Origin of the sequence: Microvirga brassicacearum (genome assembly GCF_008757455.1) — a bacterium.
GTDB lineage: Bacteria > Pseudomonadota > Alphaproteobacteria > Rhizobiales > Beijerinckiaceae > Microvirga > Microvirga brassicacearum.
The window spans coordinates 18,451-34,924 of sequence record NZ_VCMV01000026.1; the positions used below are offsets into that span (position 1 = coordinate 18,451).

The following is a 16,474-nucleotide window of genomic DNA, read 5'->3' on the forward strand; positions in this document are numbered from 1 at the left end:
CCGGCAAGCGAGGCCGCCCGCGCCATGCGAAGGAGAGGACCATGAACGTTCAGAGCGTTTCGAATATTCACTCCCGCGAACACCGAAAAAGCGCCATCGTCGCCGGCTACATGTCGGGCTTCGGCAACAGCTTCGAGACCGAGGCTCTGGAGGGCGCGCTGCCGATCGGCAGAAACTCACCGCAGAAGCTCAATTACGGACTCTATGCGGAGCAATTGTCGGGCTCGCCCTTCACGGCGCCACAGGCGACCAACCAGCGCTCGTGGCTCTACCGCATCCGTCCGAGCGTCAAGCATTCCGGCCGCTATGTGAAGGTCGACAAAGGCCTGATGAGAACAGCGCCGACGCGCGAGGATACCGATCTTCCCATCGGCCAATTGCGCTGGGATCCGACACCGCTGCCCGAGGAGGACGTCACGTTTCTCGAAGGCTTGCGGACGATCACGACCGCCGGAGATTCCGACACGCAGGTCGGCATGGCGGCGCATGTGCTCGTCGTCACGGCCTCCATGACGAACGCGTATTTCTTCAATGCCGACGGCGAATACCTGATTGTCGCGCAGGAGAATGGGCTTCGCTTCCGCACCGAGTTCGGCATCATCGATATCGAGCCGGGTGAGATCTGCATCATTCCGCGCGGCGTCATCTTCACGGTCGAGTTGCTGAACGGTGCGGCGCGCGCATTCGTCTGCGAAAATTACGGCGGCTCTTTCACCCTGCCCGATCGCGGTCCCATCGGCGCCAATTGCCTTGCCAACCCGCGCGATTTTCTCACCCCCGTCGCGGCCTATGAGGACCGGCAGGAACCGTCATGGCTCTTCGTCAAATGGGGCGGCGAACTCTACAAGACCGAGATCGGCCAATCGCCGCTCGATGTGGTGGCATGGCACGGCAACTACGCGCCCTACAAATACGACCTGCGCCATTTCTCGCCGGTGGGCGCGATCATGTTCGACCATCCCGATCCGTCCATCTTCACGGTGATGACGGCGCCGTCGGAAACGCCCGGCACCGCCAATGTGGATTTCGTCATCTTTCCCGAACGGTGGTCGGTAGCCGAGAATACGTTCCGGCCGCCGTGGTATCACCGCAACCTGATGTCGGAATTCATGGGGCTGGTCTATGGCGTCTATGACGCCAAGCCCGAGGGTTTCGTGCCGGGCGGATTCTCGCTGCACAACCAGATGCTGCCGCACGGTCCCGACGCATCGGCGTTCGACCATGCGAGCAATGTCGAACTCAAGCCCGTGAAACTCACCGGCACGCTGGCGTTCATGTTCGAGACTCGCTTTCCGCAGCGCGTAACGAAGTACGCCGCCGAATTGCCGACGCTGCAGAGAGACTACATCGATTGCTGGCGCGATTTAAAAAAGATGTTTGATCCGGGGCAGCGCGAGCCGCGTTGAAGGCGTCGTCCGTTCAATCGTATGGCCAAGCCCGTCCGCGGCGCCACAGATCGCGTGCGAGTTGCACGGGCCTGACGCCCCTCAAGGTAGGGACCAGAAGGCGGATCATCCCTGCGAGCGCGAATGTCATTGCGCCCGGTACAACGAGCATGATCGGAACGGTCACCGCGCTCATGTAACAGCCGCCGCTGTCGCCGGGGCTGCGGCAGATCGGGTTAAGCACAATAAACCCGAGCACGGTGAGGAAGCCGAGCACGGGCGCGATCACCGCTCCGGCCAGCCCCCCATCCAAGCACCGTTCCGATCTTTCGAATCATGCTGCAATCCTCGAACGGTACAGCATGACACTGTCTTGGCAGCATGTTGAGGTCAACCGGCCTACCCCATTCGCTTGCAAATCAGTTTTCGGGATGAAATTCCAATCCATCGCCAATCGCGTCGATGGTCATCGGCAGCGACGGAATGGGGAGCTTCTTCCAGACAACCTCCTTCTTATCATGACTGATATCGCCGCGCTCAACTCTTATCTTGCCGGTCAGATAGTTGATGCTGACGTCGGCGGTCTCGCCGGAATTGCGGGTGACCGAGTGACGATCGTAGCCGATCAGCGCGAAGCGCTCTTCCCGGAATCGGAACCGGTAGGTGACGGACGACATCGTCCATCCCCCGGCGCTCGCAAATGAATGCAGGCTTACAACCAGCGCCCCCCGTTCGATCGCAATTCCACCAGTCTCCTCGAGAGGATCATCCAACACCGGATCGACGCGACGGGGGATCAGAGTATGGTTCTGGAATCGCAGGATATAGTCTCCGGATGACCCGCTGCGGAAAGCGATCGCGAGGATCCGCGGGTTAGTGTCGAGTGGGTTCGCGCCGAGTCCGGCGTCATTGGCGACGACATTCCTTGGATCTTGCTGACGGAGAACCACCGCAACATCAGGGATCCCATCCCGGTTGAGGTCGCCGAAGGTTTGCGATTCCATCGCCCATCCGGCTGGTATAAATCCGCCCGCCGATGCGGCGCGCGCCGGCAGACGGGGATAGATCACGTCAGGGATGGTGAGTTCACTCGCCGCAGGCCGTGAAATCTCGCCATACAACGCAAGCAAGGTTGAAGCGGCGATGATGCATCGCCGCCTCGCGCCCGACGATTTGCAGATCATGAGCGCCCGCGCGTGCGGATCATGAAGGTGTCGTAGGCGTATTCGTTGAGCTGCCACCACGGCAGCACCTCGCCACGATAGGTGACCATCGAATCGTACGCGCGCTTGAAATCAGCGTTCTTGGCCGAGATCTCGCCGTAGAGTTCGTTCGCCGCCTTGAGCGCCGCTTCCATGATCGGCTGCGGGAACGAGCGCAGCTCGACGCCTTGCGCCAGAAGACGGCGCAGGCCGCCGGGATTGACGTAATCGTACTTGGCCAGCATCCAGTTATTGGCGGCCTCGCAGGCGTTCGCCATGATCACCTGATAGCTCTTCGGCAGCTCGTTGTATTTCTGCAGGTTGACCATCAGGTGCAGCATCGCTCCGCCTTCCCACCAGCCGGGCGCGTAGTAATATTTGGCGACCTTCACCAGACCGAGCTTTTCGTCGTCGTAAGGCCCGACGAATTCAGCCGCATCGATGGTGCCGCGCTCGAGGGCCGGGAACACGTCGCCCGCCGGAATCTGCTGCGGCACCACGCCGAGTTTCGCCAGCACGTCGCCGCCGAGACCGCCGATGCGGAACTTGAGGCCCTTCAGGTCGTCGACGGTGTTCAGTTCCTTGCGGAAGAAACCACCCATCTGCGTGCCCGACTGGCCGCATGCGAGCGCGATGGCGTTGTAGCGCGCCAGCACCTCGTTGGTAATCTTGGCGCCGTCGGCGAAGTGCCACCAGGAATGCTGCTGGCGCGCATTGAGGCCGAACGGGACGCCGGTGCCGAAGGCAAGCGTCGGATCCTTGCCGATATACATGTAGCTCGGGGTGTGGGCCAATTCGACGGTGCCGTTCTGGACCGCGTCGAGGGCCTGTCCGCCGCCCACGATCTCGCCCGCGGCGAAGGTCTGGACCTGGAATTTGTTGTCGGTCGCCTCGGCCATGTATTTGGCGAAGGTCTGGGCGGTGCCGTAGATGGTGTCGAGCGCCTTGGGGAAGCTCGAGGTCAGCCGCCATCGGATTTCCGGCGCCGATTGCGCGATCGCCGGGGCCGCGACCGTTCCGGCTGCGGCGACGAGACCCGCTCCGGTGAGGAAGCTTCTTCTTTTCATGGCTGTGGACGTCATAAGCGTTTCCCCGCGAATTGTTTTGTTGCAAGCTCGTCTAAGCATAACAAACAGGCTGGTGGCTATGAAGCTTTCTTCCCTAAAGCAAGGTCGAGACGGCCGTCTTGTGGTGGTGTCGAAAGACCTCACGCGAGCGACGGACGCTTTTTTCATCGTTCCAACGCTCCAGCAAGCCCTCGATCAATGGGAAAAGGTGGCCCCCCTGCTCGCCGACCTGGCCGAGCAGCTCGAACTCGGCTCCGTGCCGTCGTTCCGTTTTCACGAGCACGATTGCGCCTCCCCTTTGCCCCGCGCCTATCAGTGGGCCGACGGGTCGGCTTATGTGAACCATGTGGAACTGGTGCGCAAAGCTCGCGGCGCCGACATGCCGGACACGTTCTGGACCGATCCGCTGATCTATCAGGGCGGTTCCGACGGCTTCCTCAACCCGCGCGATCCAATCCCGGCCATCGACGAGGCGCACGGGATCGATTTCGAGGCCGAGGTGGCGGTCATCACCGGCGACGTCCCGCTGGGCGCGACCCGGGGGGAAGCAGCGGCGGCCATCCGGCTGGTGGTCCTCGTCAACGATGTCTCTTTGCGCAACCTGGTGCCGACGGAACTGGGCAAGGGCTTCGGCTTCTTCCAGTCCAAGCCGGCCTCGTCTCTCTCCCCCGTCGCCGTCACGCCGGATGAGCTGGGCGAGGCGTGGGACGGCGGTAAACTGCACCTCCCGCTGCTCTCCAGTCTCAACGGAACGCTCTTCGGCAAGCCGAATGCGGGCGTCGACATGACGTTCGATTTTGCAACCCTGATCGCCCACGCGGCACGAACCCGGAACCTTGGGGCCGGCGCGATCATCGGTTCCGGCACCGTCTCGAACAAGGGGGCGGATGGCGGACCCGGCCAATCCATTGCGGACGGGGGCGTCGGTTATTCGTGCATTGCCGAACTCCGAACCGTCGAAACGATCAGGGACGGGAAGGCGAAGACGCCATTCCTCAAGATCGGCGACACCGTTCGCATCGAGATGAAGGACAAAGCGGGCCAATCCATCTTCGGCGCCATCGAGCAGGACGTCGCGCGTCATGAACGGAAAACCTGACGTATATTTGCGGAACCCTTTTCGCTCTGCTGCCATTTAAGCGGACAACATCGCAAGCACAGGGAGCGTGAACCATGAATCTCGGCAGCATCCTCGAAGGCCTCATGCAAGGCCAGGGTCAGCAACGCGGCCAGAACCCACTGGGCGGCAACCGGCCGTCGCAAGGCGGTTTCGGGGGGCAAGGTGGCCCGGGCGGATTGGGCGACCTCCAGGGCAGCCTGAGCGACATCGTGGCGAAAATCCCCGGCGGCATGGGCGGCCTCGCAGGCGGCGGCCTGCTCTCGCTGATTCTGGGATCGAAGAGCGGACGGTCCGCCGGTGGCTCGCTGCTGAAGGCAGGCGGACTTGCAGTTCTGTCGGCGGTCGCCTTCAAGGCTTACGAGGATTGGAAGAAGAGGCAGACGCCCGGCGCGGGTTCCCTCGATCAGATCCCCGCGCAGGTTCCAACCGGCAGCGGCTTCCACCCCACCGAGGAAAAAGACAAGAACGGCAACGAGTTGGGGATCGCGCTCGTACAGGCGATGATTTCCGCCGCCAAATCCGACGGCCATCTCGATAGCATGGAGAGCACCCGTATCCAGGAGCAGATCGAGCAGCTCGGCCTCGGCGCTACCGAAAAAGGCTTCCTGATGGACGTGATCGCGAAGCCCGCCGACGCGGCCAGCATCGCGCGGCTCGCCACGACGACCGAACAGGCATCGGAATTGTACGTGGCGTCCCGGCTGGTGATCGGAGACGCCGACACGCCGGAGGAAAAGGCCTATCTCGACCGGCTCGTGAGCCTGATGAATCTGCCGCCCGATCTCGTGGCGCATCTCGATGCGCAGGTCGACGGCGTGCGCGGCGCGGTCGCCGCCTGATCCGACAGGGGGTTGCCGATTGCCGCAACCCCTACCCTTCGATTTCGTCCTTCAGCATTTCGAGCTCGAGCCAGCGATCTTCCGCCGCCGCGAGTTCGGATTGCAAGGCGCCGAGTGCGGATGATGCTTTCTGAAAGCGCTCGGGATCGCGGCCATAGAGCTGCGGGTCGTCGAGAACGGCTTGCAGCTTTCCGATCTTCGCCTCGATTTCCGCCATCCGCGCCGGCAGCGTCTTCAGGTCGTGCTGCTCGTTGAAGTTCATCTTGCGCCTGGACGAAGACGGAGGCGCCACCTGAGCCTTCGCGGCGGCCTTTGGCTTCTCCTCTTTGGCGACCACTCGGGCCTGCACGCCCTGCCCGCGCTGGTTCACCATGTCGGTATAACCGCCCGCATATTCGATCCAGACGCCCTCCCCCTCCGAGACCAGAACCGAGCTGGCGGTCCGGTCGAGGAAATCGCGATCGTGGCTCACGAGGATGACGGTGCCGGAATAATCGGTGATCATTTCCTGCAGCAGGTCGAGCGTCTCGAGATCGAGGTCGTTGGTGGGCTCGTCGAGGACGAGCAGGTTCGAGGGCTGTGCGAGAGCCCGGGCCAGCATCAGCCGATTGCGCTCACCGCCTGACAACACGCTCACAGGCGTGCGCGCCTGCTCGGGCGCAAACAGGAAATCCTTCATGTAGCCGACAACGTGCTTGGTCTGCCCGCCGATCGACACGGTGTCGCCGCGCCCGCCGGTGAGGGTTTCGGCGACCGTCGCCGCAGGATCGAGGCTCATGCGCCGCTGGTCCAGCGTGATCATCTGCAAGTTCGACCCGAGCCGAACCCGGCCCTCATCGGGCTTGGCCGTGCCGGTGAGAAGATTGATGAGGGTGGTCTTGCCGGCCCCGTTCGGCCCGACGATGCCGAGCCGATCCCCGCGCAGGATGCGCAGCGACAAATCCGAGACGAGCACGCGGCTGCCATAGGCCTTCGAGATTTTTTCGGCCTCGACGACCAGCGTGCCGGATTGCTCGCTTTCCGCGAGCGTCATGTTGACGGTCCCGACCGCGCCTCGGTGTTCGCGCCGCTCCTGCCGCATGGCATGGAGGTTGCCGAGCCGCCGCACATTGCGCTTGCGGCGCGCCGTGACGCCGTAACGAAGCCAGTCGGCTTCGGCGGCAAGCTTGCGGTCGAGCTTGTGCCGATCGAGTTCTTCCTGCTCGAGCACCTCGTCGCGCCATGCCTCGAAATGCGCGAACCCGCGATCCATGCGCCGGGTCAGGCCGCGATCGAGCCAGATCGTCGCTTCCGACAGGTTCTCGAGAAAGCGCCGGTCGTGGCTGATGAGGACCATCGCCGAGCGGAGGCCTTTCAGTTCGCTCTCCAGCCATTCGATGGCCGGCAGGTCGAGGTGGTTCGTGGGCTCGTCGAGCAGCAGGATATCGGGCGCGGGCGCCAGGGCCTGCGCCAAGGCTGCGCGGCGGCCCTCCCCGCCCGAAAGCGATGCCGGCTCTTCCTCACCCGTGAGGCCCAGTTGCTCCAGGAGGTAGCGGGCGCGATACGGATCATCGCCCGGCCCGAGGCCGGCCTCCACATAGGCGAGCGTGTTTTCGAACGCGCCGAGATCGGGCTCCTGCGCGAGATATCGGATCGTCGCGCCCGGTTGCACGAAACGGATGCCGCGATCGGCCTCGATGAGGCCCGCCGCGATTTTCAGCAGTGTGGACTTGCCCGAGCCGTTGCGCCCGACGAGACATGCGCGCTCGCCCGGCGCGATCGCCAGTTCGGCACTTTGGATGAGGGGCGTTCCGCCGAACGTAAGAGCAACGTCTTGGAGTGTCAGAAGAGGAGGTGCAGCCATTTGCGCTTCCGTGACACCTCCCGGCCACGGATGCAAGGCCAGCCGGCCGGTCAGATCAGCCCTATGGGCGGCGCGCCTGAAAAAAGGTCTTGCCGCCCCGAACAAGGCCAGCGCCCTCGTAAAAGCGCAGCGTGGATTCCAGCTTCGAGCCCGTCGCCAGCATCACTTTGTAGCAATCCGCCCGCCATGCGGCGTCAAGTGCCGCAGTGAGAACGCGGCGGCCCAGCCCGGCGCGACGATACTCCGGGTGCGTCACGACGTTCTCGATCACCCCATAGGGTTTTGCTGCTCGGGTGAGATTAGGAATGATCGCCAATGCGCAGGAGGATACCAGGGATCCCTTTGCGTCCGCTACGATCACAGTGACGAAGCCCGAGGCGAGCAGCGCCGACCAGGCCTGTTCGGCCCGCTTTGTATCGAGGGGCGGATCGTCGGGGTTCAGGTGCCGGTAAAGGTCCAGAATTTGGCCCAGGTCACTCTGCGATGCCGGGCGGATAACGGTTTCACTCATCCATCGATATTAAAGCCGATCATGCCGGAGGGAAGCCCGACAATCCGGCACCGCCAGCGGGATATTCGCGCCGAGGTGCTACCTCCTAAGGGTGGACGCGTGTCGATCTTTGTGATCCCTTTCGATTCCATCGGCTGGACCCTTGCATGACGCTTACGAGACGCCTGCTCCTCCTGGCGCTGATCTCGGTTCTGCCGGCGATCATCATCTGGACGTACACGGAAGTCTCGCTGCGGCGCGCCCGCGAGGCGGAAGTGACCGACCTGGCGATCCGTCAGGCGCGCCTTGCGGCCTCGGAACTGGAGCGGATCTTCGACGGCGTCCAAAGCCTGCTGCTCGCCGTGGACGAGACCCTGTCGATCAAGACGCTCAACGCGCCCCTCTGCAGCACCTATCTGCAATCCCTTCAGCGGAAAGTTCCGCACATCCTGTCCCTGGTGGCACTGGATCTCAATGGTCTCGTGCGCTGCCGGTCGGGCGAGCCGACGGATGATGGTACCCGCTTCACGGAGCGCTCCTATTTCAAGGATTCGTTGGCGCGGCAGGGATTTGCGGTCGGCGAGTTCACGTCGGAATTCGTCGAGGGTGGTCTCGGCCCGCATCCCGTGCTGCCGCTGGCCCTTCCGATCTGGGGCGACGATGGAAAAATCGTCGGAACGATCGCCGCGGCGCTCGACCTGCGATGGCTCGACGTCAAGCTGGCGGAACGGGTTCTGCCCTCGGGCGGCTCGGTCACCATCGCCGATCGGAATGGTGTCATCATCGCGCGGGAACCCTTGCCCGACCGCTTCGTCGGAACCCGCATCCCGGAACCGTTCATGAAATATGTTCAGGGAAGCGGGGTCGGATCGTTCGAAACCGTGAGCCAGGACGGCGTCAAGCGCATCCTCGGCTATATTCCGGCGGGTGCCTCATCGGCGGGGATGTTCGTCAGCGCGGGGTTTTCGTCGAAGGAGGCTTTCAGCGCCATCAACCGCGCCGCCAATCGCGGCTTCATGATCATCGCGGCCGCGCTGGTTCTCGCCCTATCGTCATCGTGGCTCGCCAGTCGAGCATTCATTGCCAAACCGCTCGAGGCCATGACTCACGCGGTCAGGGCGTGGCGGCGGGGCGATTACAACGCCCGCATGGACCTCCGCGGTGCGCCCGGAGAGCTGGGCGTGCTGGCGCGCGCATTCAACGACCTGATGGACGATCTCGCCGAGCGCCAACGCGCCCTCCAGGCAAGTGAGGAACATGCTCGCCTCGCGCTTGAGGCAGGCGAGATGGGCACATGGTGGTATGACCACCTGAAAGGGACAGGAGGCTGGTCGAGCCAGGCCGCCCTGTTGCTGGGGCTGTCACCCGACCAAACCACCACGACGCTCCCCGCCTGGCTGAGCCTTGTCCATGCCGACGATGCCGAAAAGGTCCTGGCAAATCTCCGCATCTCGGCGCTGGGGGACGGGGATTATGAGGATGAGTTCCGGGTGGTTCGCCCGAACGGCGACGCGCGCTGGATCAACTCGAAAGGCCGCGTGTTCTTCGACAATCTCAAGCGGCCGGTCTATTTCGTCGGGATCTTTCAAGACATCACAGCCCGCAAGCAGGCCGAAAACCAGCAGCGGCTGCTCCTCGACGAGTTGAATCACCGGGTCAAGAACACGCTCGCAACCGTTCAATCTATCGCGGCCCAGACGCAACGCACCGCCCCCGATCCGCAGAAGTTCCGCCAGGCCTTCGAAGGCCGGCTCATGGCCCTCTCGAAGACCCACGACCTCCTCACCCGCAATTCGTGGCGCGACGCCGACCTGCATGACATCGCCGAGCAGGAGCTCGCGCCCTATCGGCGAGATCAGGATGAGCGCGTGACGATCGAGGGCCCGATGGTGAACCTGCCGTCACGTCACGCCATCAATTTCGGGCTCGTGCTGCACGAACTCGTGACGAACGCCGTCAAGTATGGCGCGCTTTCAACCGCGGCGGGCCGCCTGGAATTGCGCTGGTCGATCGTCTCGCAATCGGAGGCGCTGGCGCCGGAATTGCGGCTGCACTGGCGTGAGATGGATGGCCCCGTCGTCAAGCCGTCGAAGCATCACGGTTTCGGCACGCGCCTGATCCGCCGGAGCATCGAGGGCGAGTTGACGGGGGTCGTCACGGCGCATTTCGCGCCTGTGGGCGTGTCCTATGTGATTGCCGTGCCACTGTGATTCATCATCATTTCCTTCGGAACACCAGCGTTCCCGCGAGAGGCAGCGGTACCTTTACGTTGCGAAATGGCGCGCCATAGTCCAGTTTCCCGACGGAAGCAGGGCGTGCGCTCGGCAGTCTAGAGTTCAACGGCTTGCAATGTCAGATGTGTCCGCCTCCGCCGCCCGTCGCTTTCAGAGGATCGCTGTCAGCATTGCCATGGCGTTCGCGCTGGCAGCCTGCGCGGGGACGCCCAAGGGCGTGCTGCTCCCCGTTGCTCATGGCGCGCCCGGCACCGCACAGGTCGATATGCTGGTGGCGACCACCCGCGACAAGGCGCTCTCTCCCGGCGAAATGTTCAGCGGCGAGCGCGGCGGGGCCAAGGCTAGCTTCGCCAACATCACGGTGTCCATCCCGCCCACCCACGCGCGACAGATCGGCGAGGTGCAATGGCCGCGCTCGCTGCCCGGCAACCCCGCCACCGATTTCGTGGCCCTGAAGGCCGATCCGCTCGATCAGGCCGCGGCGCTGAAGTGGTTCAACCGCTCCGTGGTGCGCACGCCCCAGCGGCGCGTTCTCGTTTTCATCCACGGCTTCAACAATCGGTTCGAGGACGCGGTCTTCCGGTTCGCCCAGATCGTCCACGATTCCGGCACACCCATCGTCCCGATCCTCTTCACGTGGCCGTCTCGCGGCTCGCTCTTCGCCTACGGCTATGACCGGGAGAGCGCCAACTATTCCCGCGATTCGCTGGAAAGCCTCCTGACCAGCCTTGCGCGAGATCCAGCGGTCGGGGAGATTTCGATCCTGGCCCATTCCATGGGCAACTGGGTGACCATCGAGGCGCTCCGCCAGATGGCGATCCGCAACAAGCAGATCGCGCCGAAGATCAAGAATGTCATGCTGGCGGCGCCGGACGTGGATGTGGACGTGTTTCGCGCGCAATTCTCCCAATTCGGCCCGAACCGTCCGAATTTCACGCTTTTCGTATCGCAGGACGACCGTGCGCTCGCCGTGTCCCGGCGTGTCTGGGGCAGCACATCCCGCCTCGGCGCCATCGATCCGGAGCAGGAGCCCTACCGGAGCCAGCTCGCACAGGAGAAGATCACGGTTCTGGACCTGACGAAGCTCAGCACCGGCGATCGTCTCAACCATGCGAAATTTGCCGAAAGCCCGGACGTGGTGCAACTCATCGGCCAGCGTCTCGCCAACCAGGATACGATCACCGATTCCCGCGTCGGGTTGGGCGAGCGCATCGTTCAGGTGACCACCGGGGCGGCAGCGACCGTGGGAAATGCAGCGGGCCTGATCATCACGGCGCCGGTGGCGGTGGTCGATCCGCGGACCCGCAACAATTTTGGCGGCCAGATGGAAGAATTCGGCAACCATATCAGCAACAGCGCGGCCGCGACGGGCGATCTGGTGGTCAGGGCGCCAGCCGACGCTGCACGCCCAGCGCCCTGACGCGCTTATCCCCAGGCTGGTTGTGCACAGCCTGTGAATCGAGGGGATAGCGGGGGTATCGGCGTTCGTTCCGCCAGGCGACGGAACCCGGTCACCCAGCCGATCTTTGTCTCGTTGTGCCGGGAGGAGCTATCAGCGGGAGATCGGTAATGCCGCGTCATTATTTTCACTGCACCAACGGCGTCGATCTCGTTGTCGACCGACGCGGAAGACGCGTTCACCCGCAGAGGCTCGAACGCGCCGCCGCCCACGTGGCCGGATCGCTCATGAGCGGTCTGCCCGACCTGGTGGATTGGTCCGACTGGCTGGTGAATGTGTACGATTCGGACGGCAGCGTCGTGGCGATCGTGCCGTTCTGCAACGCTCATGCCTGAACGGGGCGCCTGAAACGCCGCCCCGCTTCGTTTGTTGTCTTAACGCGGGCCGCCGACGGCAGGCGACATGCTGTTGTCGCCGAGCGTGTTTCCGATGGGCGCCGGGGATTGATAGATCTGAGCCTGAACGTAATTGGGTTCCTGGCTGGTCGTGTTCGAGGAGACGCAGCCGGCCATGAGAGCGGCGGCGACCAGCGTGAGGGCTATCTGTTTCATAGTCGGTCCTAGGAAAGCCCGCGGCACGACGCCGGCGGACAAGGTGTTTCGGTCCCAGGGGAAATCGGTGCGAGCCACACGGGCCGACCGCTTGCGCCTGCTCGTCGAGAGCCGGATTATCGCCCTCACTCCGCAACGATTGCGCCCGACAAAACCACTCCGCAACGCATACGGTCAAGTATAATCGCGCTCCCAACCGCCCGGAACCACCGCTAACCTGCAGTTTTGTTAACGCGCTTCTTCGGGATGATCGGACGAGTTGAAGCGGAGGCGGACTTTTCTTGCGGAATGACCCGCCTGCCCCGCTCGCCATCCGGGACCGCCGCCCATTGTGGTTGCGTCGCCGCCAGTTACCAAAGGGGATGGCACACCCGGCGGCTTCGAAATGGCATCGCGCCCCCGGCGCCGAAATCCCGGCCCAGAGGCGTTTGACCTCAGCAACACTATCCACTCTCCGGTTGTAGAGCAGACGGGGTTCGCCGATTCGGCTACATCTGCGTGACGTTCAGTCATGAAGTGGAAGACACAGATGCCCCCGGACCTAAACCTCGACCTCATCGGCGCCCTGACCGGATTCTCCGTCGGCACCCTCGATGGCCGCGACGCCATGATGGTGATTGAGATTGCAGCCAATGCGGAGGATTTCGCGCAAGGCATCCGGCACAAGATGCCCGTGGCGATGACGCCTGAACGCGCGCGCGAACTGGGCGAGGCCCTGTTGATGGCCGCCGCCGCCGCGAATATGGGCGACGCGCCGTCCTACGCGGTCAACTGAGCCTCGCCGCGTCAGGCGGCGAGTTTCCTAGACCGGCAGGCCCGTGTAGTTCTCCGCAAGAGATTGCCCTGCCGCACGTGAGGCCGCGAGATACTCGAACTCCGTACGCTGAATCCGCCGACCGAAATCATCGGTGTTCGGGAAGGTGTGAAGGAGCGACGTCATCCACCAGGAGAAGCGCTCGGCCTTCCAGACCCGCGCCAGCGCGCGGGCCGAATAGGCCGCGATGCCGGCCTGAGAGCGCTCCCCATAAAACTCCACCAGGCTTTGGGCGAGATAACGCACGTCGCTGACGGCGAGGTTCAGCCCCTTGGCGCCCGTCGGCGGCACAATGTGGGCCGCATCGCCGGCGAGAAAGAGCCGGCCGAAGCGAAGCGGCTCGGCAACGAAGCTTCTGAGCGGAGCAATCGATTTCTCGAGCGAGGGCCCGGTGATGAGTTTTCCGGCGGTCTCAGGATCGAGCCTGCTGCGAAGCTCATCCCAGAACCGGTCATCCGACCATTCGGCGATCGTCTCGCCTGCCGCACACTGGACGTAGTAGCGGCTGCGCGTCGGCGACCGCATCGAACATAATGCGAAGCCGCGGCTGTGATGCGCGTAGATCAACTCGTGGGCGACCGGCGGACGATCGACCAGAACACCGAGCCAGCCGAACGGATAGACACGCTCGAAAATGCGGATGGAATTTTCCGGCACGCTTTGCCGCGACACCCCGTGATAACCGTCGCATCCGGCGATGAAATCGCAGGCGATCTCATGCGTCACGCCATCCTTCGTGTAGCGGACTTTTGGCCTCTCTCCGTCGAAATCGTGCAACGAGACGTCCTGCGCCTCATAGATCGTCTTCGCGCCAGATGCGTCGCGCGCATCCATGAGATCGTGCGTGACCTCGGTCTGACCGTAGACCATCACGCTGCGGCCGATCAGGTCGTGAAAGTCGAACCGGTGACGATCGCCATCGAAGCAAAACTCGATACCATCATGAATCAGGCCCTCGGCGCGCATGCGGCCGCCCACACCGGCCTCATCGAGCAACTCGACAGTGCCCTGTTCGAGCACGCCGGCCCGGACCCGGCCGAGCACGTAGTCGCGGCTTCGCCGTTCGAGGATGACAGTCTCGATGCCATGGTTTTCAAGCAACCGTCCGAGCAGGAGCCCCGCGGGCCCTGCACCGATGATCGCGACCTGCACGCGCATTGTCTATTTCCTCCGTCCGCAGCCCACGAACTGCGGGTTATTCCAAAGCGATAAAAGTCGCGCCTGCGACCAGCGTTTGCGCCCTCTGCAACCCGGCGGCGGCAGCGATGGTCATTTGCGGGAGCACCATCCATTCCAGCGTCCACGCGGCGCCCGAACGTTCGTTCTCGTGCACCAATGCCTGATGCAGGGTGCCGAGAAGCCCCGCATTGAAGCGCGCAAGCGCAACGAGAACCTCCGCGCCAACCGGATTCGATTTATGCGCCATGGCCGACGAGCCGCCGCCGCCCGAGAGACGCAGCGACCCGATCTCATTCTGTGCCATCAGCGCCATATCCTGACCGAGCTTTCCGAGCGTTCCCGACAGCAGCGATAGAAACGCGCCGAATTCAGCGAGGCGGTCCCGCTGCGAGTGCCAGGCGGGGGCGAGGCGAAGGCCAAGCCGCGCCGCCAGGACAGCCGCCACCGCGTCACCTTTACCTCCGAGCTCGGCGCGCGTTCCGATCGGGCCGCCAAGCTGGACCACCAGCAGATGCGGCATCAGTTCGAGCAGTCGTGCGCGATGGCGCTTCAGCGGTGCGATCCAGGTGTCGAGTTTGTCGGCGGCGGTGAAGGGCAGTGCCTGCTGCATGCGCGTATGCGCCATCAACGGGATCGTCCCGTCGCGAATTTTCAGGGCCTCGAGAGCCAAGATCAGATGATCGAGACGCTGGAGAAAAACATCCGTCACGTCTTTCAGCCGGAGGATCAGGCTGCTGTCGATGACGTCCTGACTGGTCGCACCCAGATGGACCGCGCCGGCATGGGGCTCGCCCACCGCCGCCCGCAATTGCGTGACCAATGCCGGCACCACGACACCATCCTGCGCCAGACCTTCGGCAAGCGCCCGCCAATCGGCTTGAAAACTTTGGCAGGCCTTGCCGATGGCGCGCGCTGCCGCGGGCGCGATCAGACCGGACTCGGCCTCTGCCTCCGCGAGTGCTGCCTCGACGCGAAGCATTGCCGCGAGCTCGGCCTCGTTGGAAAAAAGCGCGCCCACTTCTTCATCGCCGACGAGCGCGTGAAGAAGAGGCGATGTGGGGTTCGTTGTCATGATGCGGCGCGCCTAGACAGCCTCGAGAGCGATGGAAACACCCTGTCCGACACCCACGCACATGGTCGCAAGCGCCCGCTTCTTCCCGGTTATTTTCAACTCGAGCGCCGCCGTACCGGTGATGCGCGCGCCCGACATGCCAAGCGGGTGGCCCAGCGCAATGGCGCCGCCGTTGGGATTGACGTGAGTGCCATCCTCGGGAATGCCGAGTTGACGCAGCACCGCGATGCCCTGGCTTGCAAAGGCTTCGTTCAATTCGATCACATCGAAATCCGTCGGCTTCAATCCTAACCGCGCACAGAGCTTCTGTGTTGCCGGAACCGGGCCGATCCCCATGATGCGCGGCGCAACGCCCGCAGCGGCTCCGCCGAGAATGCGGGCGATAGGCGCAAGCCCGTATCTTTTCATCGCCTCCTCGGACGCGATGATGAGTGCGGCTGCACCATCGTTCACGCCGGAGGCATTGCCGGCCGTCACCGTGCCGTTTTTCCGGAACGGCGTCGGAAGCCTCCCCAGCATCTCCAGCGTCGTGTCGCCGCGCGGATGTTCATCCGCCGCGACCGTGAGCGCATCGCCCTTACGCTGCTTGATTGTGACGGGAACGATCTCCTTCTCGAACCGTCCATTCTTCTGCGCCGCGCCTGCCTTCTGCTGCGAGCGCAGCGCGAACGCATCCTGATCCTGCCGCGAGATGGAAAAATCCGCCGCAACATTCTCGCCGGTCTCAGGCATGGAATCGATGCCGTATTGCTGTTTCATCAGCGGATTGACAAAGCGCCAGCCGATGGTCGTGTCGAAAATCTCGGCATTGCGCGAAAACGCCGTCTCGGCTTTCGGCATCACGAAAGGCGCCCGCGACATGGATTCGACGCCGCCTGCGATGATCAGATCCGCATCACCCGAACGAATGGCGCGGGCGGCGGCGATGACCGCGTCCATGCCGGATCCGCAGAGACGATTGATGGTGGTGCCCGACACATTACCGGGCAGTCCGGCGAGCAACAGCGACATGCGCGCGACATTGCGATTGTCCTCACCGGCCTGGTTGGCACAGCCGAAGATCACGTCGTCAATCGCCTCGAAATCGACGGACGGAAAGCGTTCCATGAGCGCCCGCAGCGGCACCGCTCCGAGATCGTCCGCGCGAACGCTCGACAGCACCCCGCCATATCGACCGATGGGCGTGCGCAGATAGGCGCAGATATAAGCGTTTCGCATG

The 16,474-nt window shown here is 63.5% G+C and carries 16 protein-coding genes; 7 read left to right on the forward strand and 9 right to left on the reverse strand.

Annotation, left to right across the window (positions count from 1 at the left end; translation table 11 throughout):
• Positions 1-41 precede the first annotated feature (41 nt).
• Positions 42-1,406, forward strand: a complete 1,365-nt coding sequence (gene hmgA, locus FEZ63_RS16565; protein ID WP_150946492.1) for a homogentisate 1,2-dioxygenase — start codon at positions 42-44, stop codon at positions 1,404-1,406.
• Between the two features lie 13 nt (positions 1,407-1,419).
• Here the strand turns inward: hmgA and FEZ63_RS16570 are convergent, their stop codons facing one another.
• The 3 genes from FEZ63_RS16570 to FEZ63_RS16580 form a co-directional block, all read right to left on the reverse strand.
• Positions 1,420-1,698 (reverse strand): hypothetical protein, encoded by a 279-nt coding sequence (locus tag FEZ63_RS16570; protein ID WP_150946494.1) that lies wholly within the window; start codon positions 1,696-1,698, stop codon positions 1,420-1,422.
• 106 nt (positions 1,699-1,804) lie between these two features.
• A complete protein-coding gene (locus FEZ63_RS16575; RefSeq protein ID WP_201274186.1) occupies positions 1,805-2,569 on the reverse strand; it encodes a hypothetical protein in 765 nt (254 codons plus the stop codon).
• Positions 2,566-3,654 carry a TRAP transporter substrate-binding protein gene (locus FEZ63_RS16580; protein ID WP_150946550.1) on the reverse strand — a complete coding sequence of 363 codons (1,089 nt, stop codon included), beginning with the start codon at positions 3,652-3,654 and terminating at the stop codon, positions 2,566-2,568. Before FEZ63_RS16580 ends, FEZ63_RS16575 begins: the two co-directional genes overlap by 4 nt.
• Positions 3,655-3,733: 79 nt before the next feature.
• On the opposite strand from FEZ63_RS16580, the gene FEZ63_RS16585 reads away from it, so the two are divergent.
• Together FEZ63_RS16585 and FEZ63_RS16590 are read left to right on the forward strand one after the other, a co-directional pair.
• Positions 3,734-4,753, forward strand: a complete 1,020-nt coding sequence (locus tag FEZ63_RS16585) for a fumarylacetoacetate hydrolase family protein (RefSeq protein WP_150946496.1) — start codon at positions 3,734-3,736, stop codon at positions 4,751-4,753.
• A 74-nt stretch (positions 4,754-4,827) separates the two neighbouring features.
• Positions 4,828-5,613 (forward strand): tellurite resistance TerB family protein, encoded by a 786-nt coding sequence (locus FEZ63_RS16590; RefSeq protein ID WP_150946498.1) that lies wholly within the window; start codon positions 4,828-4,830, stop codon positions 5,611-5,613.
• A 31-nt stretch (positions 5,614-5,644) separates the two neighbouring features.
• On the opposite strand, the gene FEZ63_RS16595 is transcribed toward FEZ63_RS16590, so the two are convergent.
• Positions 5,645-7,456, reverse strand: coding sequence for an ATP-binding cassette domain-containing protein (locus FEZ63_RS16595; RefSeq protein WP_150946501.1), 1,812 nt, complete (start codon positions 7,454-7,456; stop codon positions 5,645-5,647).
• 61 nt (positions 7,457-7,517) lie between these two features.
• Complete coding sequence (locus tag FEZ63_RS16600; RefSeq protein WP_150946504.1) at positions 7,518-7,967, reverse strand: GNAT family N-acetyltransferase; 450 nt, start codon at positions 7,965-7,967, stop codon at positions 7,518-7,520.
• A 146-nt stretch (positions 7,968-8,113) separates the two neighbouring features.
• Here FEZ63_RS16600 and FEZ63_RS16605 point away from each other — a divergent pair, with 146 nt between their 5' ends.
• From FEZ63_RS16605 to FEZ63_RS16615, 3 genes are all read left to right on the forward strand, one after another.
• Positions 8,114-10,156 (forward strand): sensor histidine kinase, encoded by a 2,043-nt coding sequence (locus tag FEZ63_RS16605; RefSeq protein ID WP_150946506.1) that lies wholly within the window; start codon positions 8,114-8,116, stop codon positions 10,154-10,156.
• Positions 10,157-10,295: 139 nt separating this feature from the next.
• Positions 10,296-11,600 (forward strand): alpha/beta hydrolase, encoded by a 1,305-nt coding sequence (locus FEZ63_RS16610; protein WP_420846292.1) that lies wholly within the window; start codon positions 10,296-10,298, stop codon positions 11,598-11,600.
• A 149-nt stretch (positions 11,601-11,749) separates the two neighbouring features.
• Positions 11,750-11,974 carry a DUF6894 family protein gene (locus tag FEZ63_RS16615; RefSeq protein ID WP_150946507.1) on the forward strand — a complete coding sequence of 75 codons (225 nt, stop codon included), beginning with the start codon at positions 11,750-11,752 and terminating at the stop codon, positions 11,972-11,974.
• 39 nt (positions 11,975-12,013) lie between these two features.
• On the opposite strand, the gene FEZ63_RS24850 is transcribed toward FEZ63_RS16615, so the two are convergent.
• Complete coding sequence (locus FEZ63_RS24850) at positions 12,014-12,190, reverse strand: hypothetical protein (RefSeq protein ID WP_153245863.1); 177 nt, start codon at positions 12,188-12,190, stop codon at positions 12,014-12,016.
• Between the two features lie 529 nt (positions 12,191-12,719).
• On the opposite strand from FEZ63_RS24850, the gene FEZ63_RS16620 reads away from it, so the two are divergent.
• On the forward strand, positions 12,720-12,965 hold the full coding sequence (locus tag FEZ63_RS16620; protein WP_150946509.1) for a hypothetical protein: 246 nt from the start codon (positions 12,720-12,722) through the stop codon (positions 12,963-12,965).
• A 27-nt stretch (positions 12,966-12,992) separates the two neighbouring features.
• Here the strand turns inward: FEZ63_RS16620 and pobA are convergent, their stop codons facing one another.
• The 3 genes from pobA to pcaF are packed head-to-tail and all read right to left on the reverse strand — an operon-like array spanning position 12,993 to position 16,473.
• Positions 12,993-14,162: a 4-hydroxybenzoate 3-monooxygenase gene (gene pobA, locus FEZ63_RS16625; RefSeq protein WP_150946511.1), complete on the reverse strand. Its 1,170-nt coding sequence runs from the start codon at positions 14,160-14,162 to the stop codon at positions 12,993-12,995.
• Between the two features lie 37 nt (positions 14,163-14,199).
• Positions 14,200-15,255: a 3-carboxy-cis,cis-muconate cycloisomerase gene (locus tag FEZ63_RS16630; protein WP_150946513.1), complete on the reverse strand. Its 1,056-nt coding sequence runs from the start codon at positions 15,253-15,255 to the stop codon at positions 14,200-14,202.
• A gap of 12 nt (positions 15,256-15,267) precedes the next feature.
• Positions 15,268-16,473, reverse strand: a complete 1,206-nt coding sequence (pcaF, locus tag FEZ63_RS16635) for a 3-oxoadipyl-CoA thiolase (protein ID WP_150946515.1) — start codon at positions 16,471-16,473, stop codon at positions 15,268-15,270.
• Position 16,474: the final 1 nt, after the last annotated feature.

Coding starts and splice junctions, on each gene's coding strand:
- pcaF (WP_150946515.1), bottom strand. CDS start 16,473: ATGCGAAACGCTTATATCTGCGCCTATCTGCGCACGCCCATCGGTCGA.
- FEZ63_RS24850 (WP_153245863.1), bottom strand. CDS start 12,190: ATGAAACAGATAGCCCTCACGCTGGTCGCCGCCGCTCTCATGGCCGGC.
- FEZ63_RS16575 (WP_201274186.1), bottom strand. CDS start 2,569: ATGATCTGCAAATCGTCGGGCGCGAGGCGGCGATGCATCATCGCCGCT.
- pobA (WP_150946511.1), bottom strand. CDS start 14,162: ATGCGCGTGCAGGTCGCGATCATCGGTGCAGGGCCCGCGGGGCTCCTG.
- FEZ63_RS16580 (WP_150946550.1), bottom strand. CDS start 3,654: ATGAAAAGAAGAAGCTTCCTCACCGGAGCGGGTCTCGTCGCCGCAGCC.
- FEZ63_RS16590 (WP_150946498.1), top strand. CDS start 4,828: ATGAATCTCGGCAGCATCCTCGAAGGCCTCATGCAAGGCCAGGGTCAG.
- FEZ63_RS16585 (WP_150946496.1), top strand. CDS start 3,734: ATGAAGCTTTCTTCCCTAAAGCAAGGTCGAGACGGCCGTCTTGTGGTG.
- FEZ63_RS16610 (WP_420846292.1), top strand. CDS start 10,296: ATGTCAGATGTGTCCGCCTCCGCCGCCCGTCGCTTTCAGAGGATCGCT.
- FEZ63_RS16615 (WP_150946507.1), top strand. CDS start 11,750: ATGCCGCGTCATTATTTTCACTGCACCAACGGCGTCGATCTCGTTGTC.
- FEZ63_RS16630 (WP_150946513.1), bottom strand. CDS start 15,255: ATGACAACGAACCCCACATCGCCTCTTCTTCACGCGCTCGTCGGCGAT.
- FEZ63_RS16595 (WP_150946501.1), bottom strand. CDS start 7,456: ATGGCTGCACCTCCTCTTCTGACACTCCAAGACGTTGCTCTTACGTTC.
- hmgA (WP_150946492.1), top strand. CDS start 42: ATGAACGTTCAGAGCGTTTCGAATATTCACTCCCGCGAACACCGAAAA.
- FEZ63_RS16605 (WP_150946506.1), top strand. CDS start 8,114: ATGACGCTTACGAGACGCCTGCTCCTCCTGGCGCTGATCTCGGTTCTG.
- FEZ63_RS16620 (WP_150946509.1), top strand. CDS start 12,720: ATGCCCCCGGACCTAAACCTCGACCTCATCGGCGCCCTGACCGGATTC.
- FEZ63_RS16600 (WP_150946504.1), bottom strand. CDS start 7,967: ATGAGTGAAACCGTTATCCGCCCGGCATCGCAGAGTGACCTGGGCCAA.